24 protein-coding genes are annotated in these 24486 nt (G+C 56.1%); 4 read left to right on the top strand and 20 right to left on the bottom strand.

Features of this window, described 5'->3' with window-relative positions; genetic code table 11:
- Positions 1 to 2: 2 nt before the first annotated feature.
- The 3 genes from bcd to EG886_RS05665 all read right to left on the bottom strand — a co-directional run bounded on the left by bcd (position 3) and on the right by EG886_RS05665 (position 4298).
- Complete coding sequence (gene bcd, locus EG886_RS05675; RefSeq protein WP_124727229.1) at positions 3 to 1097, bottom strand: branched-chain amino acid dehydrogenase; 1095 nt, start codon at positions 1095 to 1097, stop codon at positions 3 to 5.
- Between the two features lie 15 nt (positions 1098 to 1112).
- Positions 1113 to 2027, bottom strand: coding sequence for a phosphate butyryltransferase (ptb, locus tag EG886_RS05670; protein ID WP_124727228.1), 915 nt, complete (start codon positions 2025 to 2027; stop codon positions 1113 to 1115).
- Between the two features lie 216 nt (positions 2028 to 2243).
- Positions 2244 to 4298, bottom strand: coding sequence for a sigma-54 interaction domain-containing protein (locus EG886_RS05665; RefSeq protein WP_124727227.1), 2055 nt, complete (start codon positions 4296 to 4298; stop codon positions 2244 to 2246).
- A 123-nt stretch (positions 4299 to 4421) separates the two neighbouring features.
- Here EG886_RS05665 and EG886_RS05660 point away from each other — a divergent pair, with 123 nt between their 5' ends.
- From EG886_RS05660 to EG886_RS05650, 3 genes are all read left to right on the top strand, one after another.
- The gene (locus tag EG886_RS05660; protein ID WP_124727226.1) at positions 4422 to 4712 is read left to right on the top strand and encodes a DUF2627 family protein; all 291 of its coding nucleotides are present in this window, start codon (positions 4422 to 4424) and stop codon (positions 4710 to 4712) included.
- Positions 4713 to 4831: 119 nt separating this feature from the next.
- On the top strand, positions 4832 to 5086 hold the full coding sequence (locus EG886_RS05655) for a hypothetical protein (protein WP_124727225.1): 255 nt from the start codon (positions 4832 to 4834) through the stop codon (positions 5084 to 5086).
- 135 nt (positions 5087 to 5221) lie between these two features.
- Positions 5222 to 6385: a cation:proton antiporter gene (locus EG886_RS05650; protein WP_124727224.1), complete on the top strand. Its 1164-nt coding sequence runs from the start codon at positions 5222 to 5224 to the stop codon at positions 6383 to 6385.
- A 168-nt stretch (positions 6386 to 6553) separates the two neighbouring features.
- Here EG886_RS05650 and spo0A read toward each other — a convergent pair whose 3' ends face one another.
- Positions 6554 to 7342, bottom strand: a complete 789-nt coding sequence (gene spo0A, locus EG886_RS05645) for a sporulation transcription factor Spo0A (RefSeq protein ID WP_124727223.1) — start codon at positions 7340 to 7342, stop codon at positions 6554 to 6556.
- Between the two features lie 264 nt (positions 7343 to 7606).
- Here spo0A and EG886_RS05640 point away from each other — a divergent pair, with 264 nt between their 5' ends.
- On the top strand, positions 7607 to 7927 hold the full coding sequence (locus tag EG886_RS05640; protein WP_124727222.1) for an ArsR/SmtB family transcription factor: 321 nt from the start codon (positions 7607 to 7609) through the stop codon (positions 7925 to 7927).
- A 207-nt stretch (positions 7928 to 8134) separates the two neighbouring features.
- Here EG886_RS05640 and spoIVB read toward each other — a convergent pair whose 3' ends face one another.
- From spoIVB to accB, 16 genes are all read right to left on the bottom strand, one after another.
- Complete coding sequence (spoIVB, locus tag EG886_RS05635) at positions 8135 to 9493, bottom strand: SpoIVB peptidase (RefSeq protein ID WP_124727221.1); 1359 nt, start codon at positions 9491 to 9493, stop codon at positions 8135 to 8137.
- Between the two features lie 234 nt (positions 9494 to 9727).
- Positions 9728 to 11449, bottom strand: a complete 1722-nt coding sequence (recN, locus tag EG886_RS05630) for a DNA repair protein RecN (protein ID WP_124727220.1) — start codon at positions 11447 to 11449, stop codon at positions 9728 to 9730.
- Positions 11450 to 11462: 13 nt separating this feature from the next.
- Positions 11463 to 11912, bottom strand: a complete 450-nt coding sequence (ahrC, locus tag EG886_RS05625) for a transcriptional regulator AhrC/ArgR (RefSeq protein ID WP_124727219.1) — start codon at positions 11910 to 11912, stop codon at positions 11463 to 11465.
- Positions 11857 to 12795, bottom strand: coding sequence for an NAD(+)/NADH kinase (locus EG886_RS05620; RefSeq protein WP_124727218.1), 939 nt, complete (start codon positions 12793 to 12795; stop codon positions 11857 to 11859). Before EG886_RS05620 ends, ahrC begins: the two co-directional genes overlap by 56 nt.
- A 28-nt stretch (positions 12796 to 12823) precedes the next feature.
- Positions 12824 to 13333 (bottom strand): hypothetical protein, encoded by a 510-nt coding sequence (locus tag EG886_RS05615; RefSeq protein WP_124727217.1) that lies wholly within the window; start codon positions 13331 to 13333, stop codon positions 12824 to 12826.
- Between the two features lie 109 nt (positions 13334 to 13442).
- Entirely contained in the window at positions 13443 to 14264 is an 822-nt protein-coding gene (locus EG886_RS05610; RefSeq protein ID WP_124727216.1) for a TlyA family RNA methyltransferase, read from the bottom strand.
- A gap of 9 nt (positions 14265 to 14273) precedes the next feature.
- A complete protein-coding gene (dxs, locus tag EG886_RS05605) occupies positions 14274 to 16163 on the bottom strand; it encodes a 1-deoxy-D-xylulose-5-phosphate synthase (RefSeq protein WP_124727215.1) in 1890 nt (629 codons plus the stop codon).
- On the bottom strand, positions 16135 to 16767 hold the full coding sequence (locus EG886_RS05600) for a hypothetical protein (RefSeq protein WP_124727214.1): 633 nt from the start codon (positions 16765 to 16767) through the stop codon (positions 16135 to 16137). The genes dxs and EG886_RS05600 overlap by 29 nt, the downstream gene beginning before the upstream one ends.
- 806 nt (positions 16768 to 17573) lie before the next feature.
- The gene (locus tag EG886_RS05595) at positions 17574 to 18473 is read right to left on the bottom strand and encodes a polyprenyl synthetase family protein (RefSeq protein WP_241154388.1); all 900 of its coding nucleotides are present in this window, start codon (positions 18471 to 18473) and stop codon (positions 17574 to 17576) included.
- Positions 18474 to 18475: 2 nt separating this feature from the next.
- Complete coding sequence (gene xseB, locus EG886_RS05590; protein WP_124727213.1) at positions 18476 to 18736, bottom strand: exodeoxyribonuclease VII small subunit; 261 nt, start codon at positions 18734 to 18736, stop codon at positions 18476 to 18478.
- Positions 18729 to 20090, bottom strand: a complete 1362-nt coding sequence (xseA, locus tag EG886_RS05585) for an exodeoxyribonuclease VII large subunit (protein ID WP_241154387.1) — start codon at positions 20088 to 20090, stop codon at positions 18729 to 18731. The genes xseB and xseA overlap by 8 nt, the downstream gene beginning before the upstream one ends.
- Positions 20091 to 20136: 46 nt before the next feature.
- The gene (gene folD, locus EG886_RS05580; protein ID WP_124727212.1) at positions 20137 to 20994 is read right to left on the bottom strand and encodes a bifunctional methylenetetrahydrofolate dehydrogenase/methenyltetrahydrofolate cyclohydrolase FolD; all 858 of its coding nucleotides are present in this window, start codon (positions 20992 to 20994) and stop codon (positions 20137 to 20139) included.
- A gap of 298 nt (positions 20995 to 21292) precedes the next feature.
- Positions 21293 to 21715: a transcription antitermination factor NusB gene (gene nusB / locus EG886_RS05575; RefSeq protein WP_124727211.1), complete on the bottom strand. Its 423-nt coding sequence runs from the start codon at positions 21713 to 21715 to the stop codon at positions 21293 to 21295.
- A 116-nt stretch (positions 21716 to 21831) separates the two neighbouring features.
- A complete protein-coding gene (locus EG886_RS05570; protein ID WP_124727210.1) occupies positions 21832 to 22212 on the bottom strand; it encodes an Asp23/Gls24 family envelope stress response protein in 381 nt (126 codons plus the stop codon).
- A complete protein-coding gene (gene accC / locus EG886_RS05565) occupies positions 22209 to 23570 on the bottom strand; it encodes an acetyl-CoA carboxylase biotin carboxylase subunit (RefSeq protein WP_124727209.1) in 1362 nt (453 codons plus the stop codon). The genes EG886_RS05570 and accC overlap by 4 nt, the downstream gene beginning before the upstream one ends.
- A 22-nt stretch (positions 23571 to 23592) precedes the next feature.
- Positions 23593 to 24114: an acetyl-CoA carboxylase biotin carboxyl carrier protein gene (accB, locus tag EG886_RS05560; RefSeq protein WP_124727208.1), complete on the bottom strand. Its 522-nt coding sequence runs from the start codon at positions 24112 to 24114 to the stop codon at positions 23593 to 23595.
- Positions 24115 to 24486: the final 372 nt, after the last annotated feature.

The raw sequence follows: 24486 nt of genomic DNA, 5'->3' as shown, positions 1-24486 counted from the left end.
CATCAACGATAGTTGAGCAGGCTGCGTTCGTTTTGCAGGAACATGCTGCGGGATTTGCGCATGGCTTCGATCCGCTCTTCAGCCATCCGGTCCGCCGCTTTGTAGCTCGGGATGCCGTCCCGTTTGGCAATCTCGAACACTTTCAGGATGTTGTCGTAGATGCCTTCCACTTTTTTCAAGGCGCGTTCGCGGTTGTAACCTTGAAGTTCGTCAGCCACGTTGATCACGCCGCCTGCGTTGATGACATAGTCGGGAGCATAAATGATTCCTTTTTGTTCCAGCATGTCGCCGTGACGCTCTTCACGAAGCTGGTTGTTGGCGGCGCCGGCAATCACTTTCGCTTTCAGGCGCTCGATGGTTTCATCGTTGATGATGCCTCCCAGCGCACACGGAGCGAAGATGTCGCAATCCACATCGAAGATTTTTTCGGGTTCCACCGCTTCGGCACCGAATTCCTCCACGGCACGGCGTACGTTGTCCTGATTGATGTCGGTGACAATCAGGCGGGCGCCTTCTTCATGCAAGTGACGGCACAGGTTGTAAGCGACGTTGCCCACGCCTTGCACCGCAATCGTTTTGTCTTTGAGGGAGTCTTCGCCCCAAGCCACTTTGGCGGCTGCTTTCATTCCGCGATACACGCCGTAGGCGGTGACCGGAGAGGGGTTTCCGCTGGAACCGAATGCCGGGGAAATGCCGGTCACGTATTTGGTTTCCATGTGGATGATGTCCATGTCTTCCACGGTGGTGCCCACGTCTTCTGCGGTAATGTAGCGACCGTTCAACCCTTGGATGAACCGGCCGAACGCACGGAACATGGCTTCGTTCTTGTCTTTGCGCGGATCGCCGATGATGACCGTTTTTCCGCCGCCCAGGTTGAGTCCGGCTGCCGCGTTTTTGTAGGTCATTCCGCGGGCCAGGCGGAGAGCGTCTTCGATCGCTTCCTCTTCGGAGTTGTAAGTCCACATGCGGGTACCGCCCAGAGCCGGTCCGAGGGTGGTGTCATGAATGCAGATGATGGCTTTGAGACCGGAAGCCTGATCCTGGCAAAGGATGAGTTGCTCATAATCATATTTTGCCATGTACTCAAAGATCTTCATTTCCGATTCCTCCCTTTACGCACCTTTTTTGGCTGCCGCCTGCAAGACGGCCAGCGCGATGGAATACAGTTTCGCCTCCGGAGAATCGGCGCGCGACGTCAGAACGACGGGAGCGGATGCTCCGAGAACCAGGGCGCCGATTTTCGCACCGGCAAAATAAACCAGGGATTTGTAGAGAATGTTGCCCGCCTCGATGTCGGGAACCAGCAATACGTCGGCCACCCCCGCCACCGGGCTGCTGATCTTCTTGTGTTCGGCGGCTTCCACCGATACGGCGTTGTCCAAAGCGAACGGTCCGTCCACGATTCCGCCCTTGATTTGACCACGCCGGTTCATCTGGGCCAGCGCGGCGGCGTCCAACGTGGGTTGCATGTTGGGATTCACCACTTCAACCGCACCAAGCACCGCCACTTTGGGATTGTCGTTCCCCAGCGAATGACAGTATCCCAGCACGTTTTCGATGATTTGTGCCTTTTCCGGAAGAGTGGGCGCAACATTGAGCGCCGGGTCCGTCACATGGATCAGGCGGTCATACCCGGGAATCTCGAAAGTGGCCACATGGCTGAGCACTTTGCCCGTCCGGAGACCCGCCTCCTTGTTCAGAACGGCGCGCAAAAAATCGGCGGTTTGCACCATCCCTTTCATGACCACGTCCGCTTTGCCTTCACGCACGGCGGCCACCGCCAGACGGGAGGCTTCCGCCTCATTGGGGGCATCCACAATGGCGGAGGGACTCACATCCAGTCCCACTTTCCCGGCGAGCTCCAGGATTTTCTCTCTGTCACCGAAGAGCAAGAAATCGGCGATTCCGTGCTGTTTGGCATCCTTGACCGCTTTCAGCACATCGTCGTCGGCGGCCGCCGCCACCGCCACGGTGACCGGGGGAAGCGATTCCGCCCGTTTCACCACTTCCTCAAACGTCTTGATCATGTCTCGTACACCTCTTTATTCCGACCGTCAGCAGTCTCCTGCTTGATTCAGATTGCGTCTAGTTTTTGCGGAATGGCCGGGCACGATACCCTTCATGCAAATCGGATGCCAACTGTCGGTCAAGCCGATTTTCGGCCACTTGTCCCCGAAAGGTATCGGAAGATCTGCAAATTGCTGCACGCAATCTGCAACATACTTCATGCAATTTTTTGCAAATCAGAGCAATCCGTATTTCTCCAGTTTGTAATAAAGACTGCGGATGGAAATGCCCAACCGTTTGGCGGCTTCCGTTTTGTTTCGTCCGCAAGCGAGATACGTTTGCTCGATGTGCCTGAGCTCCGCTTCCGCCAATACCTCTTTCAGCGGACGGTCCGTCCACGCCGCTTCGTCTTTCGTTCCGGTCGTTGCCGGAGCCGGCCGTGCATTCAAAGGAGGCAGATGGCGAAGATGCATCACCTTTTCACTGTATCCCATGTTGATCATCGCCCGCCCCAACACATTTTCCAGCTCCCGGACATTTCCCGGCCAGTCGTGTTCATGCAGGGCTCTCACGGCTTCCGGATCAATGTCTTCGACGTTTCTTCCGTATTCCTGGTTGAATTTCTTGATCAAATGCATCGACAGATCACGCAGATCTTCTTTGCGCATCCGAAGAGGGGCAATGTGGATCGGCAAAACGTTCAGCCGGTAATAGAGATCTTCCCTGAAGCGCTTCTCCTGGATCGCTTTTTCCAACGGCACGTTGGTGGCGGCAATCACGCGCACATCGACCGGAATCGACTTGGTGCCGCCGACCCTCACCACTTCTTTCTCCTGCAGCACCCGAAGGAGTTTGGCCTGGGTGCCGGGCGACAATTCCCCGATCTCATCCAGAAAAATGGTCCCGCCGCTTGCTTCTTCAAACAGCCCTTTTTTGCCTCCCCGTCTGGCTCCGGTGAACGCGCCTTCCTCGTAACCGAACAATTCGCTTTCCAACAATGTCTCCGACAACGCCGCACAATTCACCCTGACAAACTGGTTGTATTTCCGGTCGCTGGCGTTGTGGATGGCATGGGCGAACAATTCTTTTCCGGTTCCGGACTCTCCGCGCAAAAGGACGGTGGCCCGGGTTTTGGCCGCCTGACGGGCCTGCTCCAGCGAAGCGCGCATGGCCTCGCTGTTTCCGATGATGTCGTCAAAGGTGTATTTGGCTTCAAGCGTCCGGATGATTCGCCTGGCCCGCTCCAGATCACGGCTCAACTGTTTCAGCTCGGAGACATCGTGAATGATGCCGACGCTCCCCTTGAGCTCTTCGTCGACGATGATCGGCGCCACATTCACCACCACCTCCCGGCGGTGCGGCCCCACTTTCAGGTGAACCCCCCGTACCGGTTGACGGGTTTTCAGCACGCGCATATGCATGCTTTCCCCCTCGACGATGTCCGTATCGGCCGGTTTGCCGATCACCTCTTCGGGTTTGAGCCCGGTCAGGCGGGTATACGCCGGGTTGATCAGAATTCCCGTACCGTTGGCATCCACCACGGAAATGGCGTCATCGGACGAATCGATGATGGCCTGAAGCAAACTTTTCATGCTCTCCAGATCCATCACTTGCCGGCTCAACTGTTTCAGCTCACTGACGTCCCGGAACACCGCGACCGCTCCGATCACCTTTCCGTCTTCGTCTTTGACGGGAACGCGGTTGGTCACGATTTCCAAGCCTTCATGCAGCGTCTGTTTTTTGTTGAGCTCATAGGTTCCTTTCCGAAGCACGTGTTCCAGCCTGGAGTTGGGAATCACCTCCGTCACCGGCCGACCCAAAGCTTCCGCGACTTTGATCCCCACCATCCGTTCCGCGGCGCGGTTGAACAGGGTGATCCGGCCTTGCCGGTTGACGGCGATCATGCCGTCGTGCGTGGAGTGGATGATGGCCTCCAGCTCCCGCTGGCGTTTTTGCCATTCCTGGTACCACCGCTCTTTTTCCTCGATCAGCCGAACCATGAGATTGACCACTGATCCGGAAATGAGCAGCGACTGTTCCGGTTTGATCCGGGAAAGGTGTTCAAACACTTCCGATCGACCGGTCACTTCCAGGATCACGTCCGGGGGCGGCTCGAAAAAAGGCCGCACATCACGCCCCGTGGGAATTCCCCGTTGCCTGGCAACCAGAATGGCCGGCGCATCCGGGAGCAGATCCACGACCCCGACTACCCTGACAAAATCGACGGAAGACACGGTTTCCAGAATGGCTTTCCCACCTTTTCCGCCGCCCACGATCAGAAACGACTGCACCGGATTCCCTCCTCCTTTCCATCCATCCCTGATCTTATCACAACGTGATCACACGCTCGGGGTGGCAATTTCCGTCAGATTAAGGTACCATAATTGCGGAACCCATGAAAGGCGGTACTTGTCATGCGAGTCATCTACGAGCGTGTTCTCGCCATCATCATCATGTGCATTCCGGGATTTGTCGCCGTATACGGGTGGACATGGATGCGCGATGTCCTGTTCGACCGTTTCGCGGGGCATTCCTTCGACTGGCCGGCCTTTCTGATCGGTCTGGGAATGTTTTTGGGTGGATTGCTTTTTCTCGCCGGTTTTCTGTTCCGGCACGATCTGAAGCGGGACAAGATCCAACCCCGGCTGTTGAAACGGCTGGGCAAAGACGTGAATCCCCACAAGAAACGAAAACCCGGATACTGAACCACCTTTCTTGACAGAAGGGTGGTATTTTCGTTCCGACCCGCATATTCATGTCGTCAGGGAATGTTTCTATGTTTAAATGTAGTTCCCTGCCGATGGTTCCGGGGAGGTGTCGGAACATGGGAAAAAGAAAAAAAAGCACCCGGGAAAAAGCGCCCGGCGGAAAAAAGCGCACAAGGTACACCCTGAAAGCCAACCTGTTTCACCGGGATGTGATCACACCGCTGGAACGCCGATGGAGACAGGCGCTTCAGAACAAAAACTATCCCGAAGCGGGCCGGCTGTACGAAAAAATCGTGGAAGCCCGAAAAAAGCATCGCCTGCTGCTGCACCGAAAAGAGAAAGTCCCCCTTGACTCATCGCTGTTGCATTGAATCCCTGAAATTGTTATAATGAACTCGAATTTCATATGTGCGTGATCAAGGAGGAGTCTGTCACCGACAGGCTCCTTTTTGCTTTTTTTCGTCCATGAATGACACAAAATGACAGAGAGAGGGAGTGTGGAAACCATGCCGTTTTTCGCTCAACTGTTGATCATCATTGTCGCCGTCAAATTGGCCGGGCATCTGAGCACCCGCCTCAAACAGCCCGCGGTGTTGGGGAAACTGATCGCGGGACTTCTCATCGGGCCGGCCGTTCTCGGCTGGGTGCAACCCAATGACATCATCCGAGAATTGAGTCAAATCGGTGTTCTGCTCTTGATGTTCATCGCCGGACTGGAAACGGATCCCGCCGATTTGCGGAGAAATGCCGTTCCCTCGTTGGCCGTGGGGATCGGAGGAATCCTGTTTCCGCTTTTGTTCGGAACACTGGTCGGACTTTCGTTTGACTTGGACCTGACTGAATCCGTCTTCCTCGGGTTGTTGCTGTCCGCCACGTCCGTCAGCATCACCGTTCAGTCCCTTCGGGAAATGGGCAAATTGAAAACCCGAGAAAGCTCGGCCATCCTCGGAGCAGCCGTTGCCGATGACATTCTGGTCGTCATCCTGCTGGCATTCATGATGAGCCTCACGGGCGGAGCCCAAGAATCCATCGCCCTGATCATCGGAAAAAAAGCCCTGTTCTTTCTCCTGATCACCGTGATCGGCCTGAAACTGGTGAAGCCCTTCATGGATCGGGCCTCCAAGCTTCGGGTGTTTGAACCGGTCATCAGCGCGGCGATCATTCTCTGTCTGTCGTTCGCCTGGTTGTCCGAATCCCTGGGTGTCGCGGCCATCATCGGTGCCTATGCTGCCGGATTGTCCCTGACCCCCACCCGATTTGCCAAGGAAGTGGCAGAGAAAGCGGAACCTGTCGCCTACAGTGTGTTTGTCCCCGCGTTTTTCATTCAGATCGGTCTCGGGGTCAGTCTGGACGGATTGACGGAGCAAACGGGACTGATCGTAATCATGACGCTGGTTGCCGTGTTGACCAAACTGGTCGGCAGCGGACTCGGCGCCAAACTGACGGGATTTTCCATCCGCTCATCGCTGGCCATCGGTGCGGGAATGGTCTCACGGGGTGAAGTGGCTTTGATCATCGCCGCCATCGGGCTCGACAACGGATTGCTGTCACCCGCGCTGTTCACCGCCATGGTCATCGTGGTGCTTTTGACGACACTGGTCACTCCGCCGCTTCTGAAGTGGTTGTTCACGACCGAAGACGCCGGATCAAGGGAAAAACTGGCCGGATGATTGATTTCTCCCATTTCGGGGAAAAAAACAAAAAACGCCTGTCAGGCAGGGACCGGGAAACGAATCATTGTGAAGGATCAGTTTGCCCGGTCCTTTTCCTTTCAGACGCCATTTCGCGTTCAAGCCGGCCCGCCTCATGCGGCCGTCGGAACGATCTTCAATCCGGCATCACCAAGAGCTTGCCTTGTGCTCGATCCGGAGCTTGTCCGCCACCATGGCGATGAACTCGCTGTTCGTGGGTTTGGCTTTGGCCACATTGATCGTATAGCCGAACAAGCTGCGAATCGAGTCCATGTTGCCGCGACTCCAGGCAACTTCAATCGCGTGTCGGATCGCCCGTTCCACACGGCTGGGTGTGGTGCCGTATTTTTCGGCGATGCGGGGATACAGCGTTTTGGTGATGGCCCCCAACAAATCCACCTCGTTGTACACCATGGTGATGGCTTCACGCAAATACAGGTATCCCTTGATATGGGCGGGTACCCCGATTTCATGAATCACGTTGGTGATGGAAGCATCCAGATTGTTTGCCGGACGGGAGACGGATGCCGGAGATGTCTTGACGAATACGGGTTTGGAGGGAATCCCCTTCATCTGACGGATGCGCTCCGTCAAAACATCGAGGTCAAAGGGTTTCAGTATGTAGTAAGAAGCCCCCAATTCCACCGCCCGTTGGGTGATGCTTTCCTGACCGAAGGCGGTCAACATGATCACCTTGGGTTTCGGATCCAGATCCATCTCCTGAATTCTTTCAAGCACGCCCAATCCGTCCAGATGCGGCATGATGATGTCCAATACCAATACATCGGGAACACGCTTTTTCAGCAATTCAAGAACTTCACCGCCATGGTTGGCGACGCCGATCACCTCTATGTCTCCCTGCCGGGTCAAATGTTCTTTCAAGAGTTCGGAAAATTCCCGGTTGTCGTCTGCCAAAATCACCTGGATCTTGCTCAACAGAGACCCTCCCAACCAATTCAGTCCGAAAAGCGATTATCTCAGGTTTTCGACATATCCGGGAATCTTCCTGCATGAAGATACGGACCCTCTTGAAAAAATTGCCATTTCAAAGGGGTGTCAAAAAAAACCACTCGAAACATTCGGCGACGACGATTGAAATTTTCCTTAACAGCGCAAAATAGGAACAGATTGACAGAAATCATCAAATCAATTAATTTCGTTAGCGAATACCCATTCACGTGAGGAAAGGAATGACTGTTCATGGCTGCTTCTGAAAAATTTGCCCGGGTTGCCCGGGCGCTCGGAGATCCGATCCGGCTCAACATTTTGGATCTTCTTATGGTGGGATATGAAAAACTGGAACCGACTCCCCCTCCGGAATGTTGCAATGAAGGTGTCTGCGTCTGTGATCTTCAAACCGCGCTCGGCATGGCCCAGTCCAAAGTGTCGTATCACTTGAAAGAACTCAAAAACGCCGATCTGGTGACCGAAACACGGGTGGGCAGATGGCATTTTTATTCTTTGAACAAAGAAACACTCCGACATTTCCACTCGGAACTGTCCCGGCGATTCCTGTCCTGACCCTCCCGCCGGTCAAACCGATTCACCGTTCGGGCCGGCGGAATTCCGGCTTTTCGGTTAACCGGTATGTCGGGAAGGAATACCGTTTCGCAGTCGCGAATCATTCCATCGAAAGGAGGCTCCGTTCTTCCATGCCCGTCCGCCTCGCCCCTCCGTTCAAAAACCGGAGAAGATCGCTCAAATTGCACGTTTCAAGTATCCGAATTTTCAAATAACAAATTCCGGAAATGAACAAGCGGACTCTCCGACCGGAGAATCCGCTGTCTGTTTCTCAAATGCTCCTGCATCCCGAAGCATCCATTCGATATGAGTGCCGTACCCGGAAGTGGGGTCATTGACAAACACATGTGTGACGGCTCCCACCAGCTTGCCGTCCTGGAGAATGGGACTTCCGCTCATCCCCTGGACAATCCCCCCCGTTTTGGCCAGGAGACGACGGTCGGTCACCTTGATGATCAGTCCTTTCGTGGCGGGATATTTTTGCTTGAGCACATGAACGATGCGAATGTCGAATGCTTCCACTTTCTGTCCTTCCACCACGGTCAGAATTTTGGCAGGCCCTTCTTTCACCTGGTCGCTCAAAGCGACGGGCACCGGTCGGTCGTAAAGCCCTCCCTCGGGCTTCCGGGCAAGTTGTCCGAATATGCCGAACGGGGTGTTTTTCAGGATGTTGCCAACCACACGATCTTCCTGGAAAAAAATCGCCCGTTTCTCACCCGGTTCCCCCGACTGTCCCTTGTCGATCGAGGTCACGGATGAATGGACGATCTTCCCTTCTCCCAAGCGAATCGGCTGACCGGTATCCATGTCGGCGATCACGTGGCCCAAAGCTCCGTAAAAGCGATGCTTCGGATCATAAAAAGTCAGGGTTCCCACACCTGCCGCCGAATCCCGGATGTACACGCCCATGCGCCACATTTGTTCGCTTTTGTCATAGACGGGTCGAATCTTGACTTTGCGCTGCTTGCCGTCGCGCATCAGGGTCAATTCAAGGGAACGACCCGAAGATCCCGCTTCCTTGACCGCTTCGGCGACATCACGGACGCTCCGGATCGGCCTGTTATCAAGAGCGGTCAAATAATCGCCCACGCGGATATCGGCTTCCTCCGCGGGACAGACTTCCTTGCCGTCCGCTTGCACCGCATGGTGCCCCACCACCAGTACCCCGGAGGAGCGGAGTTTTACGCCGATCGACTGCCCTCCCGGAATCACTTCAATCTTCGGAACCACCCGGACATTCACGTGTTTGATCGGTACCTTTCCGAACAACTTCAACGTGAGAGATGTTTGCCCGATGGCTTCCGACCGAAGTGACACCGGTCGTTCCAAGTCAACCGGGACCTGCGTATCCGGAGATCCGTTCACCTGAAGAATCCCCGACTCGGAAACGCTGGCCGTGGCCGGCACCGGCATGTTCAGTCGGAGTTCCCGCGCTTCGCCCTGAACGAGGCGCAATTCCCTGGGAAAACCGGCAAACTGGCGAAACAGCGTCGATGTACTTCCCATCATCAGGAGAAGCACCAGGAGAAAACCAAACCATTTTCTGAGCTTCGCGTTTCTCACCATCACCACTCTCCTGAGCTTCCCGCCTGCCTTTCGCCAGGAGGATGACCTCCGCTACTGGTAAGGTGTCCACGCCCCACCGCTTTTATGAAGCGAAAAACCTTCCTGTCATCCATAAAAAATCATCCTCACGTCGGTTCCGCCGGGAACCTCCGGGCAAAAAAAATGACTTGACAGCGCCAATGGCCTCAAGTCATCAGTCATGGGCAATCACACGGATTGCAAACGCAAATTTTGTCAACCGGATTTTCCGTTTGAGCGAATGGCATCCTTCGCCTCTTCGGCGAGACGAATCATTTCTTCCGCATGTTCCAAGGTGGTTCGGGTCACTTCCACACCGCCGAGCATTCGGGCCAGTTCCTGGGTGCGTCCGCTTTCATCCAGTTGGTTCACCCGGGTGGTGGTGGAATCATTGACCGTTTCCTTGGAGATGAGAAAGTGGTGATCCGCCATGCATGCCACTTGCGGGAGGTGTGTGACGCAAAGAACCTGAAACCGCTGTCCCAGTTGCGCGATCTTGCCCGCAATGGCTTGGGCTGCCCGACCGCTCACGCCGGTGTCGATCTCGTCAAAGATGAGGGTATGGACTTCCTGGACTCCGGTGAATATAACCTTGAGTGCCAGCAAAATCCGTGACAGTTCACCGCCGGAAGCGATCCGGGAAAGCGGCTTGAGCGGTTCTCCGGGATTGGGTGAAAGCATGAACTCGATGCGGTCCCGGCCGGCGGGAGTCAGTTCCCCGCTGCGCCAGGCGTCCCGGAAAAAGGAAACATGAAACACGGTGGATCCCATATGAAGATCCGCCAGTTCGCGTTCCACCCTTTTTTCCAGGTCCATCGCCGCTTTTTTCCGCAGAGTGGTGAGTTCTCCCGCCAAGCGTCCCAGCTCCTCCTCCAGCGATTCGATTTCGGCGCGAAGCTCTTCCTGGGACTCTTCGCGATGTTCCAGCTCCGCAAGTTCCCGTTCCACGCGTTCCTGGTGACTCAGGATCTCTTCAATCGTGTTTCCGTATTTCCGTTTCAGCTGCCGGATCAGATGCAACCGTTCCTCCACCTGTTCCAGACGCCCCGGTTCATGCTCCAATCCGTCCCGGTACCGCCCCACTTCCCGAACGGCTTCTTCCAGCAAATAAACGGCCTGCCGCGCGGATTCCACGACCTGGTCAAGTGATTCATCCATCCCCGCAGCCTGTTCCAGGCGCCCCAGGGACTCCTGCAGAAGATCCAAAGCTCCCCGTTCACCGTACATCATCTCATAGGCTCCGGCGGTATGGCTCAGAAGCTTTTCCGCATGCAACAAGCGGGTCCGTTCGCGTTCCAGTTCCTCATCTTCCCCTGGAACCAAGTGAGCGCCGGCAATTTCGTCCCGTTGGAACGTAAGCAGATCCAGACGCTGGGCGTGTTCTTTTCCGTCCAGGTCCAACTCCTCGAGTTTTCGGACCAGCTCTCGGTATTCCGCATACAATTCCCCGTATTTCTTCCGGATGGCCAACAGTTCGTCGCCGCCGTATCTGTCCAGCCATTCCAGATGCTCCTCGGTTCTCAGGAGTGTCTGATGTTCATGTTGACCGGATAGATCGAGCAGATGCCGGCCCGCTTCCCTGAGCATCGACAAAGTCACGCTCCGGCCGTTGATGCGACAGGTGCTCTTTCCGGCCGCCGTGATCTCCCGTCGGATGATCAACTGATCCAGGTCATCCGGTTCATAGCCCCAGTCGATCAGCAACTGTCTCACCCGATGTTCGTCAGGGATTTCGAAAATCGCTTCGATCTCCGCCCGATCCGCGCCGTGGCGAACAAATTCGGAGGAGGCGCGCCCGCCGGCCACCAACCCCAGCGCGTCGATCAGAATCGATTTTCCGGCTCCGGTCTCACCGGTGAGCACGTGAAACCCGCGGTCAAACCTCAGATGTACATGTTCAATGATGGCAAATTGGCGAATGGTGAGCTCTCTCAGCATGATGCATCTTCTCCTACATGAGATCGAGAATGCGTGCCACCAATTCGGGCGCCTTTTCCTTGTGCCGGCAAATGATGAAAATCGTGTCGTCCCCCGCGAGGGTACCGACGATTTCCTCCCATTCAAGGTGATCCAAAAGGGCGGCCACCGCATGTGCGTTGCCGGGCAACGTTTTCATGACCAGCAGGTTTTCACTGTAATCGATGTGAACGAAGGACTCCTGCAAGGTTCGCTTCAGCTTTCTCACCGGGTTGAAACGCTTGTCATCCGTGGGCAGGGAGTATTTGTAGGTTCCCTTGGAAGTGGGGACCTTGATCAGTTGCAATTCCTTGATGTCGCGGGAAACCGTGGCTTGGGTGACATTGAATCCCGCCTTTTTCAGTTCCTCGACCAGTTCATCCTGTGTTTCAATCTCCATGGAAGAAATGATTTCCCGGATTTTGATATGTCGTTGCGCTTTCATTGATTTCCTCCTGAACCGCATGCGTCACGCTTTCTCCTTGTAGTTTCCTGCGTACGACCTCAAAAAATGAACGATCATGCCATTTGATCAGAAGAGCGGGGAAAGGAGAACGGCTCACTCTCACCACATCCCCTTCCCGCAAGGGAAAACCCGCCTGACCGTCAATGGTGACTCCCATTTCCCGGTGTACGGCGGACGGCCGAATCTCTAGAACCCCTTCCGCCGGCAGGACCATGGGCCGCGAAGTAAGGGTATGAGGGCAGATGGGAGTGAGCAGAATGGCCCGGATGCCGGGATAGACGATGGGCCCTCCGCAGGAGAGCGAATAGGCGGTGGAGCCCGTGGGCGTGGAAACAATCAAACCGTCTCCGGAATACGAACCCAACTTCATTCCGTCCAGCTTCACGTGGCAAGTGATCATCCGACCGAACGACCCTTTGGCGATTCCCACGTCGTTCAAAGCGTTGCCCAATTCAAGTGTCTCGCCGTCCCTGACCACTTCCGCCTTCAGCATGAGGCGGCTTTCGATCATGTAATCACCGGCCAACACCCGATCGATGACACTTTCCAAATCATCGGGTTCGGCTTCGGACAGAAAGCCCAGGTTGCCCACATTGAATCCGAGGATGGGAATCCGATGCGCGGCCAATCTCCTCGCCACCCCCAGCAAGGTTCCGTCTCCTCCGAGCACGAAGACCAGATCCACCCTCCCGGGGAATTCCTCCACGAAAAGACACCGGTCGGGCACATCCAGCGCCTGTCCCGCTTCCGGTTCCAGAACGACGTCAACCCTGCGTTTTTCAAGGGCCTCCAGGAGATCGCGGGCAAACCGGATCGCCCTGGGCTTGCCGAGGTTGAGGATGATGCCGATGCGTTTTTTCAAAACCGTCCCTCCATCAGTCACATCCGGTTCATTCCAGTATCCATACCAGAACCGTTCCCAGGCATACCGCCGCCACGGCGATCCATCCCACCGGCAGCTTCTTCGATTCCGGCTCAAGTCCCTGGAAATCGAACCGGACCATCTTGATCGTACGTGTTTCCTTGTTGACGTACAAGATCCCGTCCGGTTGGAAAATCGAGTAATAGGAAAGAAAAAAATCCCTCAGTCCGGCTCCGGACTTCCGAAGCGGCTTCCGTTCCCGTTCGGTGACCACCACATACCACTTCCCGTCCCGGCGGGCCACGTAATCGATGAACACCCTGCTTTCATAATGTTCCCCGTCAAACTCGATCCGGAGCGGCACTTTTTCACGGGCTCGCACCGGTTCGAAGCCCTCCCTGCGAAGCAGATCGGGCACATCCCCCCTGATCTCCTCCGATGCTTCCTCTTTTTTGACAGGCAGGGCGTTTTTTACCGCAAAATACAGGATGACTGCGAACAGCGCGATAAGTACCAGGGTGTCGCCCGGCTTCAACAAGGCAATCCCCTCCTTATCCTAACTAATTCGCAGTCATCGAAACGAACCCTCTTTCCTCCGGAAATCACCGTCACTTCCGGACCGGATACGGAAAACGGATTCGGCATGCTTATGATTCTCGGAGGCGACGATGGGCTTCTTCCACCACTTCGCTGATCACGACAGGGTCCGGTCCGCGGTTGTCGCGGCGTTCGCCCGTATATCTCAGATGTGCCAAAAATTCAATGTTTCCTTCGCTTCCCCGGATGGGGGACGGAATCAGCCCCTCCAGCGAGTAGCCGAGCGAACCGGCCATTTCCGCAAAGGAGAGCAGCACTTGGCGGTGAACCCGAGGATCCCGTACAATCCCTTTTTTTCCGACCTGCTCACGACCGGCTTCAAATTGGGGCTTCACCAGAGCCACCACTTCCCCTCCGGGTTGAAGCATCCGGGAAAGATTGGGGAGAATGTGGGCCAATGAGATGAAGGAGACGTCAATCGTGGCAAAATCGGGCGAGTCCCCGGTGAGCGCTTCCGGATCGAGATAACGGAAATTGGTTCTCTCCATCACGGTGACGCGGGGATCCTGACGCAACTTCCAGGCAAGCTGACCGTATCCGACATCAATCGCATACACGTGACGTGCACCGCGTTGCAAAGCGCAATCGGTGAACCCGCCGGTGGATGCACCGATGTCCAGCATCACGCGTCCCTCCACGGAGATTCCGAACACCCGAAGCGCTTCCTCCAGTTTCAGCCCACCCCTGGAAACATACGGGTGAATCTGTCCCTTCACCTCAATCGGCAATTGGACGGAAACCCGGGTTCCCGGCTTGTCCACCCGTTCGCCGCCCACCCGGACCAGACCGGCCATGACGGCACGTCTGGCCTGCTCCCTGGTTTCAAAGTGGCCTTTTTCCACAAGCAATACGTCAATCCGTTGCTTTTCCACGTGTCTTCCTCAAGCTTTCCGTACGTTTTTGGACAACAGTTCCAGAACCGCCCCGCGAATTCCTTCGGGAGTCAGTCCCGTTTCCTCACGCTGTTGGGCGATCGACCCGTGCTCCACGTAATAATCGGGAACCCCGAGCAATCTGACGGGCAAATCATGGACCCGTTTGTCCGCATAGTACTCGAGAACGGCGCTTCCGAATCCTCCGGTCACGCACCCCTCTTCCACGGTCACGACGGGAATCTTCTCCCGCGCCAACTCATCCAGCAATTCCGCGTCCAGCGGCTTGGCAAAACGGGCGTTGACCACGCGGACGTCGATGCCTTCTTCGGCCAGACGTTCAGCGGCTTCGATCGCGAAGCTCACCATCGGTCCAAACGCCAGAATGGCCGCATCCTTCCCGGGACGAACCGTTTCCGATTTTCCGATCGGCAGAAGGCGCCACTCCTTGTCCATCGGTACGCCCAGTCCCGATCCTTTCGTGTAACGGACGGCCACGGGCCCATCGTCGTGGTTCACGGCCGTATAGAGCATGTGTTGGAACTCGTTTTCGTCTTTGGGCATCATGATGACCATGCCGGGCTGATTGCGCATGAAACTGATGTCATACACGCCTTGATGGGTTTCTCCGTCTTCTCCGACAAAGCCGGCACGGTCCACCGCAAACACCACGTTCAGTTTCTGCCGGCACACATCGTGAACCAGCTGATCATATCCCCGCTGCAGGAACGTGGAATAAATGGCGAGGACCGGCTTCATCCCCTGAGTCGCCAGGCCCGCGGCGAACGTGACCGCATGTTGTTCGGCGATTCCCACGTCGAAACAACGGTCGGGAAAACGCTCCTGGAACTTTTCCAGTTTGGAGCCGGTGAGCATGGCGGGCGTGATGGCAACGATCCGATCGTCCTTCTCCGCCAGCTTGACGAGCGTTTCGCCGAACACGGCGGGATAGGCGGGCGCTCCTCCCGATTTCTTCTGGAATGCGCCCGATTCGATTTTGTACGTGCCCACTCCGTGATAGACGACGGAATCATTTTCAGCCGGCTTGTATCCGTATCCCTTTCGCGTGACCACATGAACCAGCACCGGACCGCGGGTTTGGGAAGCCTGCCGGAGAACTTCCAGCAACTCTTCGAAATCGTGTCCGTTCACCGGTCCCAGATAAGTGAAGCCGAGCGTTTCGAAAAAGACTCCGGAAACCAGGAGGTATTTCAGGCTGTCCTTGATTCTCTCGATGGTTCTGGCGAAAGGAACACCCACCGTGGGGATTTTGTGCAGCAGCTGTTGAACCTCTTCCTTGACCTTGTTGTAGGAAGGATTGGTCCGCAGTCTTCCCAAGTGGTTGTGAAGGGCACCCACATTGGGGCTGATGGACATTTCGTTGTCATTCAGGACGACGATCATGTCGGTGTTGCTTTCCCCGATATGGTTCAGCGCCTCCAGCGCCATCCCTCCGGTGAGTGCTCCGTCGCCGATCACGGGGATCACTTTCCAGTTTTCCCCGAGCAAATCCCGGGCTTTCGCCATGCCCATCGCTCCCGAGAGCGATGTGCTGCTGTGACCGGTTTCCCAGACGTCATGAACACTTTCCCTCATTTTCGGGAATCCGCACAGGCCCTTGTACTGACGCAAGGTGGGAAACAATTCCCTGCGGCCGGTCAGAATTTTGTGCACATATGCCTGATGGCCCACGTCCCACAGAAACTTGTCCTTGGGACTGTCAAACAGATAATGAAGGGCGATCGTCAGTTCGACCACCCCCAGATTTGAAGCCAAGTGCCCACCCGTCCGGGAGAGGCTCTCTATGAGAAACGTACGGATTTCTTCGGCGAGTTTTGGCAATTCTTCCACCGGCAGCCGTTTGAGCTGTTCAGGAGAATTGATTTGATCGAGGAGCATGGGAAACGCCTCGCTTTCGCTTACTTTTCTTCTTGGGCTTTACGTGGAACCAGTTCAAGCCGAATTTCCGGTTGACCCAGTGGAATCCCTTGCCCACAAGAAAGACAATTTCTTGCGCGTAATGGATGGATATCGTTTTGCCGAGCGCTTTTCCTCCCACCGTCAGCGCCGATATGAAGGAAACGAGCAGGATATCGGCCAACCATTGTCCCGATTTCAGATGCGGGTATGACGCCATCAGGGAGGCCACGACCGTAAACGCAGCCGCACCGCTGATCACCCCGCTGATGTCCCCCACGACATCATTGCAAAAATTCGAGAATTGGTCCGCCCGACGAACGATCCCGACCGCCTCCCTGGCCCCCGGTATTTTCCGGGACGCCATGGCATGAAACGGATCTTCGCGTGCGGCGGTTGCGGCGATGCCCAACATGTCAAACACGATCCCCACCGTCACGATGGCGAGCAAAACCACAATCCCTCCGCCCCACGAGAGGCCGCTCATGAGAGTGGTGGACGAAAGCGACAACACGAGCGCGATGGTGGAAGTGACCAAGCTGATGGTGATGGCCCAACGAAGTGACTTGCGGATCAATAATGCCATAGAATGATTCCCCTCGATTCCCGGCCTCTTCGCAGGCATCCATGAAAATGCCGGTCTCGGCGGACCGGTTTTCGCATGACGGCGGTGCCGTCGATATGTATTTCTTCCCGGCAACCCTCAAGCCTCATCCAACGATCGGGTGGCAACGGTTCGGGTAAACTTTGCGGCTTAGGTCCAGTAGGATTTCCCAAAGAAGTTACCTGGCCGTCGCCGGCCTGGCGGTTTCCCTTTACAACTTCTTCGACGGTGTCGCCATCCGCCGGACTGGATTGCCACTGAGTCCGCACTTTAATCCCCGAACCGCCATGCCATGCGGCAAACAGTCTAGGAGTTTTCCTCAACAATCCGAGCCAACCTCCTAGCCTCTTTTGCAGCACGAGCTTTCAGACGTCCCGGGAAAGGGAAGTCATCCCCGCCCTGCCACTCAAGGCAGGCTACGCTGCACCCAGGTGACTGCCCGAATGCAGGTTCATCCCCCAAGCCATCGCGATCCGTTTCGCCTTCTCACGACGCACTTGGGCCTCCGCGGAAGAAGGGTCAACGCCCGCATGCCTTTGCGGATCGCCCTTCAACCTTAACTCCCAGCATCAGCCCCCGGCTGGGCGCCGAAAGCCAACACCAAGAACTTCATCGATGTGCCCTTTGGCGGATTTTTAGCCCCGCCTTCAGAGGAGGTGGATTGACTAGAATACTGCGCCACCCGATGAGATGGTACACTTATTATAACACAGAATGCAACGGTTTTGGCACGCAACGTCCGTGGCCGGGCGCCGGCCCCGTTCCTTCGCCATGGATCGACGGCGGGTTCAACGATCCCGGGAAAGCAGGAAATCGGCGATGTCGAGCAAACGATCCGGCTTCAAATCTTTCCGGTTTGAAATGGCAGATTTGGCATCGGAAATCACTTCTTCCAAGAGCCTTTTGGATCGTTCCAGACCGATCAGCGCGGGATAGGTGGCCTTTTTGTTCGCTTCATCGCTTCCGACCGGCTTCCCGAGAAGTTTCTGATCTCCGATCACGTCCAGAATGTCATCCTGAATCTGGAAAGCGAGTCCCAAACCGTAGGCAAAACGGGTGAGAGACTCGAGCAATTCTCCGTCGCGCACTCCGCCGACCCGTGCTCCCGTTCGGACGGAAAACGCGATCAGATCCCCGGTTTTTCTCCGGTGAACCTCTTCCACTTCTTTCAGCGTCACGTTCTTGTTTTCCGACATCATGTCCAGAACCTGGCCGGCAACCATTCCCCGTGCTCCCGCGTAGCGACTCGCCTCTTCCAGCACGGTCAGTGCCACATCGGCGGGAAGTCCGGCCGCCCGTGCTCCCGAAGCCATCAGGCCGAAGGATTCCGTCAGGAGGGCGTCTCCCGCCAGAATGGCCTGGGCTTCTCCGAAGATCTTGTGATTGGTCGGCTTGCCCCGTCGGTAGTCATCATCGTCCATGCACGGAAGGTCATCATGAATCAGCGAATACGTATGAATCATTTCGATTGCGCAGGCAAAAGGGAGTGCATGTTCTTCATTTCCACCGACAGCCTGGCAAGTCGCCAGCACCAACACCGGACGAATCCTCTTTCCGCCGGCGAGAAGAGAATATCTCATCGATTCAAGAAGAAGCGGCGGAACATTTCCGCCGAATCCGTACTCGTCCAATTTTCCGTGAACCAACGCTGCTTTGTCACGGATGTAGTCCACAATGGCGTTTTGCACGTTCAGTCGGCTGCCTCCTCCGGGTCAAAAGGCTCCCTGACCCATTCTTCGTTCCGTTTCACAAGCATTTCCACCTGTTGCTCCGCCCGCTTCAGCTTCCGACCGCATACATGGGCGAGGCGCATTCCTTCTTCAAACAAGTCGATGGCCTGTTCCAGCGGAACATCTCCCCGTTCCAGAATCTGCACGGTTTCTTCCAGTTTTCGAAGAGCTTCTTCAAACGGCAGAGACTCCAAAGCGGCCCAATCCTTGGCTTCACTCATCGGCGCTCCCCTCCGATTTCCATACCTGACATTTCAACTGTCCACGGGCCAAGCGGATTCTCAACAAATCCCCCGGCCGCACCTGCTCGTGAGTGCGTACCAACTCATCGTCGGCCATCCGGTAAACCAATGAATATCCTCTGGACATGACCTTCAGAGGACTGAGAGCATCCAGTCGACCGGCCGCCTGCACGGTCCGTTGCGTTCCTTCGGCCAATTGGGTCCGGATGTTCATCAACGCCTCCATCTGAAGGGATTTCAGCCGCTCTTTGTGCCGCTTGATCATCAGCACCGGATCCCGCATTCGAAGCCGGTGAAGAAGTTCCCGCGTCTGGCGTGATTCCCTGTCCGTCATACGGTGAATCCCACTCAGCAACCGACCTTGCAGAACGTCAAGGCGTTGAGCGTACTGCTCAAGCCTAGCTTCCGGTTTTCGGAACACGGGCCGGTCGACGCATGTTTGCAGTCGTCCGGCGAGACGCTCCATCCGGCCGCGCATGGCCATCACCATCCGTTCCTGCAGCGAAGCGATCCTCTTCTGCAATTCCCCGAGATGGGGAACCGCCATTTCAGCGGCCGCAGTGGGAGTGGGAGCCCGGCAATCCGCCACGAAGTCGCTGATGGTGACGTCCGTTTCATGGCCGACGGCGGAGATGACGGGAATCGCCGAGCGATGAATTTCGCGAACGACCACTTCTTCATTGAACGCCCAAAGTTCTTCGATGGAACCGCCGCCGCGGCCGATGATGAGTACGTCCGCCTCATTCAGACGGTTCATCACTTCGATCGCCCGGGCAATTTCAACCGGCGCACGTTCTCCCTGCACCGCCACGGGGAAAAGCAGAATGGAAGCCAATGGAAACCGCCGGCGCATGGTGATGATGATGTCCCGGATCACCGCCCCGGTGGGAGAAGTGATCACTCCCACCGTTTTCGGAAACGGCGGAAGAGATTTCTTGGGGGTGTCAAACAGACCTTCTTTCGCCAGCCTTTCTTTCAGTCGCTCAAAAGCCGCATACAGCTCTCCCACGCCGCTGAGTCGCATGTCCTGAACGTACAGCTGCATCTTTCCCTGACTGATGAACACCGACACATATCCGCGAACGAATACCCGGTCCCCGTTTTTGGGAGCAAATCGGAGGCGACGGTTGTTGCCGGCGAACATCACCGCGTCGATTGCGGCCTTGCCGTCTTTGAGCGTGAAATACATGTGCCGGCTTTTGCTGTTTTGGGTGAAATTGGAGATCTCCCCTTCCACCCAAATCCGCTTCAGCCGTTCATCGTCCTCGAGTCTTTTGTGCAAGTATTCGACCAGATCACAGACAGACCATATGCTCCCGGATTTTCCGACCACGTGTGTCCCTCCGGTCCGCAATTTTTTCGCCGTTTCTTCCGACCCGTCAATCCAACCCGTGAATTCGCTTGGCTGCCGTGACGGTGTTCGCAAGGAGCATGGCAATGGTCATCGGGCCCACTCCGCCGGGAACAGGGGTGATCGCGGAAGCCAGCGGCGCCACTTCGTCAAAGCGCACATCCCCGACGAGCTTCCCGTCTTCCCGCCGGTTGACGCCCACGTCGATGACCACCACTCCTTCCTTTACATGATCGGCGGTGATCATCTCGGCTCTTCCCACCGCAGCTACCAGAATGTCCGCCTGTCTGGTGTGATATGCCAAGTCCTTCGTTCGGGAATGGCACATCGTCACCGTGGCGTTTTCCTGTTGAAGCAGGATGGACACGGGCTTCCCGACGATATTGCTCCGTCCCACCACCACCACATGTTTTCCGGCCACCGATATGTCGGCGCGTTTGAGCAACTCGATGATCCCGACCGGTGTGCATGGTTTGAGTGCATCCTGACCGATCATCATGTTGCCCGTGTTCAACGGGGTGAACCCGTCGACATCCTTGGCCGGGTCGATCACGGCGATGACGCGGGCCGGATCCATGTGGGCAGGCAGGGGAAGCTGCACGAGGATTCCGTGGATGTTCGGGTCACGGTTGAGTCTTTGGACTTCCGCGAGAAGTTCTTCTTCCCGTGCGGTTTCACTCAGGCGAATCAGCTCGGAGTGAATGCCCACTTCTTCGGAAGCCCGGATTTTTCCCCGAACATAGGATTCGGACGCCGGGTGATTCCCGACCAGAATCACGGCCAACCCGGGTACCAATCCATGCTCCCGGAGACGGTTCACTTCCGCTTTCAGTTCATTTCTGACCTGCTTTGCGATCTCTTTTCCGTCGATCAGCTGAAACGACATGGCGCCACACCCCTAATATTCATTGAGAAATTACTGTTATTGTTCAAGTTTATCCTTTTCCTGTAAGGGTGTAAAGTTCGGCGCCGAAAACCGACGAAAATCCTTGTCCCAAGCGGGCTGACAGCAAATGAAACCGACCGGAAAAACCACTTGAAAACTCTCTCTCACGAAAGCTTCGCACCCCGAGACAGCAGCCTTTTTCCGAACATTCCCCGTCCGCGGCGTCGGATGATGTTCCGTTTCGACAACGCCGGAAATGACAAATCACGCAAAGGAAACCGTTTTTGACGCGATCCGCTCAGAGAGTTCCCGCTTCGGCACGCAATTCATCCAGCTTCGGAATCACACTGCCCAAAAGCCCGTTGATGAAACGGCCGGACTCATCGCCTCCGAAAGCCTTTGCCAGTTCCACCGCCTCGTTGATGACAACGGCCGGGGGGGTTTCAGGCTCCATCAGCAATTCATACACGGCCATCCGCAAGATGGCACGATCCACCGAAGAGACGCGCTCCAGAGTCCATCCCTTTTTCAAAAACCGACGAATCACTCCATCGATCCGTTCGGCATGTTCCAGAACTCCACGGGACAACCGGAAGTAGAAATCCCGGGATTCTCCCTCCAGTTCCATGCCGTGTTCGGCGATGAATCCCATGGCGTCTTCCGGATGGAATTCACTGGCATAAAGTGCCTGAACCACCCGTTCCCTCGCGATTCTTCTCATAGATCTTGCCTCCAAAAACGAAGCCGAGCCGATCCGGCCCGGACTTCGGAAACGTAATGGGTCTTGACGTCAGGCGAGCGGTGCGGTTGCCTGTGCGGAAACCGGCCCGCAGGTGCTCATTTCACCCGGGACGGTTCCGTCTCGCCCTTTTCCGTCTGTTGGAACTTGATTCCCTCCACCCGGACGGTCACTTCATCCACCTGCAGGCCCGTCATGCTCTCCACCGCCGACTTGACCTCATTCTGGATTTTCCGTCCGATATCGGGAATGTGGTAACCGTAGCGCACCGTGACGGACAGCTCAATGGAGAGGCGCTCCCCCAGTTCCACCCGGATCCCCCGCTTGGGATTTTTGCGCCCGAGCCATTCCACGCCACCGCTCATCGCCGCCACTCCTTCCACATTGGAAGCGGCGATTCCGGCAATGGTCTGAATCACTTCCGGAGCGATCTCCACTTTGCCCGAAACTTCGGATTCGTAATGGTAGAGTTCATTCATTCGCCATCCGTCTCCTCATCGAGATTGATATTTTCAAGAAACTGGATATGAACATCCCCGGATATGAATTTGGGGTGGTTCAGCAGTTTCAGGTGGAACGGAATGGTCGTGTGGACTCCGTCGATGGCGAATTCCCTGAGTGCCCGGTTCATACGGTCAATCGCCTCCCGGCGATCCTCGCCCCACACGATCAGCTTGGCAATCATCGAATCATAAAACGGGGTGATCTTGTATCCGGCATAGCAGGCGCTGTCGACGCGCACGCCGTTGCCGCCGGGCGGCAGATAAAAATTGATCGTCCCGGGTGACGGCATGAAGTTCTTGTCCGGCCGCTCGGCATTGATCCGGCATTCAATGGCCCATCCGTCCAATCGGACGTCTTCCTGGCGGATGGTGAGTTTTTCACCGGCAGCCACCCTCAATTGCCATTTGACCAGATCAATCCCGGTGATCATCTCGGTCACCGGATGCTCCACCTGGATCCGGGTATTCATCTCCATGAAGTAGAAATTCCCATCTTTGTCCAACAGAAATTCCACCGTTCCCGCTCCCGAATAATTGACCGATCGGGCCGCGGCCACCGCCGCCTGCCCCATCCGTTCACGCAACTTGGGATCGACCGCGGGAGAAGGAGCTTCCTCGATCAGTTTCTGGTATCGGCGTTGGATGGAACAATCCCGTTCACCGAGGTGAATGCAGTTGCCGTGGTTGTCGGCCAGCACCTGAATCTCCACGTGACGGGGTTCCACCAGAAATTTTTCGATGTAGACCCCCGGGTTGCCGAAGTTGGCTTCGGCTTCTTTCTGGGCAAGGGTAATGGCCCGTTTCAGTTCTTCTTCATCGTGGACCACGCGCATTCCTTTGCCTCCGCCGCCCGCCGTGGCCTTCACGATCACCGGATAACCGATCTCCGCGGCGACCGCCGCCGCTTCGTCCAGGTCTTCAACGATTCCGTCGGTTCCGGGAACCGTCGGAACGCCGGCTTTTTTCATCGTATTTTTGGCCGTCGTCTTGTCGCCCATCTTGGCGATGGCCTCCGGAGAAGGACCGATGAACGTGATGTTGCATGCGGCGCAAAGTTCGGCGAAATCGGCGTTTTCCGACAGGAATCCGAACCCGGGATGAATGGCATCCGCTCCCACGAGAGTGGCCACACTCATCAGATTGGTCATGTTGAGATAACTGTCCCGGGACGGAGCGGGACCGATGCAGTATGCTTCATCGGCCAGAGTCACGTGCAGTGCGTCCCGGTCCGCTTCCGAGTAGACCGCCACGGTCGAAATGCCGAGCTCCCGGCAGGCCCGGATGACACGAACCGCAATTTCACCCCGGTTGGCAACCAGTACCTTCTTGAACATCTGCATTTCCCCCTCCGGCAGATCAGCTTGTCTTGACCAGGAAGAGCGGTTGCCCGTATTCGACCAGCTGACCGTTCTCCACCAGGACCTTGACGATGGTGCCTCGGCACTCCGCTTCGATCTCGTTCATCAATTTCATGGCTTCCACGATGCAAACAATGGTTTTTTCATCGACCGTGTCGCCCTCTTTCACGTACGGATCGGCATCCGGAGCGGGGGCGCGATAGAAGGTACCCACCATCGGAGAAACGATTTTATGTAGCGTGGGATCGTTCAGATCGTCACTCGCGGCCGGAGACTCGACTTTCGGCTCCGGAGCCGGAGCGGGGGCGGAGGAAACCGCGGGTGTCGGAGCGGGAGGAACCGCAGGAGTCACGGGTGCGGTCTGTGGCACCGCCGGCGCGGGAGTCTGGAGAACGGCTTCCCGGCCGCCCGCTTTCTTGATGACCACCTTGGCTCCTTCGTTGTCAATTTCAAACTCTTCAATCGAAGATTCATCAATCAGACGGATCAATTCGCGAATTTCATGCATTTTGAATGCCATCTTGTTCACTCCTCGCACTTCGGCATGGGAATCAAACCATTCATGATGACACTGTTAAGCATACCTTTTTTTCGGTGGTTTGACCACCCCTGTCCATTCCGCGGAACCGCGCGGGGACATGGATTTCCGCGATCGAACCTCTCTTTCGCTTCAGTGTTCCCCCCGACCGGAGGAAACATGCCGGAAGCGGTTCCACGGCCGCGGTACCCACATCACCATCCTACAGGTCCTCCGATCTGTGATCAACTCCCAATACCAGCCCACAATCGAAAAAAACAAAAAAACCGGGGGATTCACGGGTCGTTGACGCTTCCTCCCGGCATTCGTTCCTTTTCCCTTTCCGATCCCGCCCATGATCAAACCGGTCTCCCG

This window comes from Staphylospora marina, from assembly GCF_003856495.1.
Taxonomy (GTDB): domain Bacteria; phylum Bacillota; class Bacilli; order Thermoactinomycetales; family Thermoactinomycetaceae; genus Staphylospora; species Staphylospora marina.
Note: the sequence above shows the minus strand (reverse complement) of the source record. Positions and strands in the feature narration are given on the sequence as shown.

What these genes read in the sequence shown, in the direction of transcription:
- bcd (WP_124727229.1), bottom strand. Translation starts at nt 1,097, where the DNA reads ATGAAGATCTTTGAGTACATGGCAAAATATGATTATGAGCAACTCATC.
- ptb (WP_124727228.1), bottom strand. Translation starts at nt 2,027, where the DNA reads ATGATCAAGACGTTTGAGGAAGTGGTGAAACGGGCGGAATCGCTTCCC.
- EG886_RS05660 (WP_124727226.1), top strand. Translation starts at nt 4,422, where the DNA reads ATGCGAGTCATCTACGAGCGTGTTCTCGCCATCATCATCATGTGCATT.
- EG886_RS05655 (WP_124727225.1), top strand. Translation starts at nt 4,832, where the DNA reads ATGGGAAAAAGAAAAAAAAGCACCCGGGAAAAAGCGCCCGGCGGAAAA.
- EG886_RS05650 (WP_124727224.1), top strand. Translation starts at nt 5,222, where the DNA reads ATGCCGTTTTTCGCTCAACTGTTGATCATCATTGTCGCCGTCAAATTG.
- EG886_RS05640 (WP_124727222.1), top strand. Translation starts at nt 7,607, where the DNA reads ATGGCTGCTTCTGAAAAATTTGCCCGGGTTGCCCGGGCGCTCGGAGAT.
- spoIVB (WP_124727221.1), bottom strand. Translation starts at nt 9,493, where the DNA reads ATGGTGAGAAACGCGAAGCTCAGAAAATGGTTTGGTTTTCTCCTGGTG.
- recN (WP_124727220.1), bottom strand. Translation starts at nt 11,449, where the DNA reads ATGCTGAGAGAGCTCACCATTCGCCAATTTGCCATCATTGAACATGTA.
- ahrC (WP_124727219.1), bottom strand. Translation starts at nt 11,912, where the DNA reads ATGAAAGCGCAACGACATATCAAAATCCGGGAAATCATTTCTTCCATG.
- dxs (WP_124727215.1), bottom strand. Translation starts at nt 16,163, where the DNA reads ATGCTCCTCGATCAAATCAATTCTCCTGAACAGCTCAAACGGCTGCCG.
- EG886_RS05600 (WP_124727214.1), bottom strand. Translation starts at nt 16,767, where the DNA reads ATGGCATTATTGATCCGCAAGTCACTTCGTTGGGCCATCACCATCAGC.
- xseB (WP_124727213.1), bottom strand. Translation starts at nt 18,736, where the DNA reads ATGAGTGAAGCCAAGGATTGGGCCGCTTTGGAGTCTCTGCCGTTTGAA.
- folD (WP_124727212.1), bottom strand. Translation starts at nt 20,994, where the DNA reads ATGTCGTTTCAGCTGATCGACGGAAAAGAGATCGCAAAGCAGGTCAGA.
- nusB (WP_124727211.1), bottom strand. Translation starts at nt 21,715, where the DNA reads ATGAGAAGAATCGCGAGGGAACGGGTGGTTCAGGCACTTTATGCCAGT.
- EG886_RS05570 (WP_124727210.1), bottom strand. Translation starts at nt 22,212, where the DNA reads ATGAATGAACTCTACCATTACGAATCCGAAGTTTCGGGCAAAGTGGAG.
- accC (WP_124727209.1), bottom strand. Translation starts at nt 23,570, where the DNA reads ATGTTCAAGAAGGTACTGGTTGCCAACCGGGGTGAAATTGCGGTTCGT.
- accB (WP_124727208.1), bottom strand. Translation starts at nt 24,114, where the DNA reads ATGGCATTCAAAATGCATGAAATTCGCGAATTGATCCGTCTGATTGAT.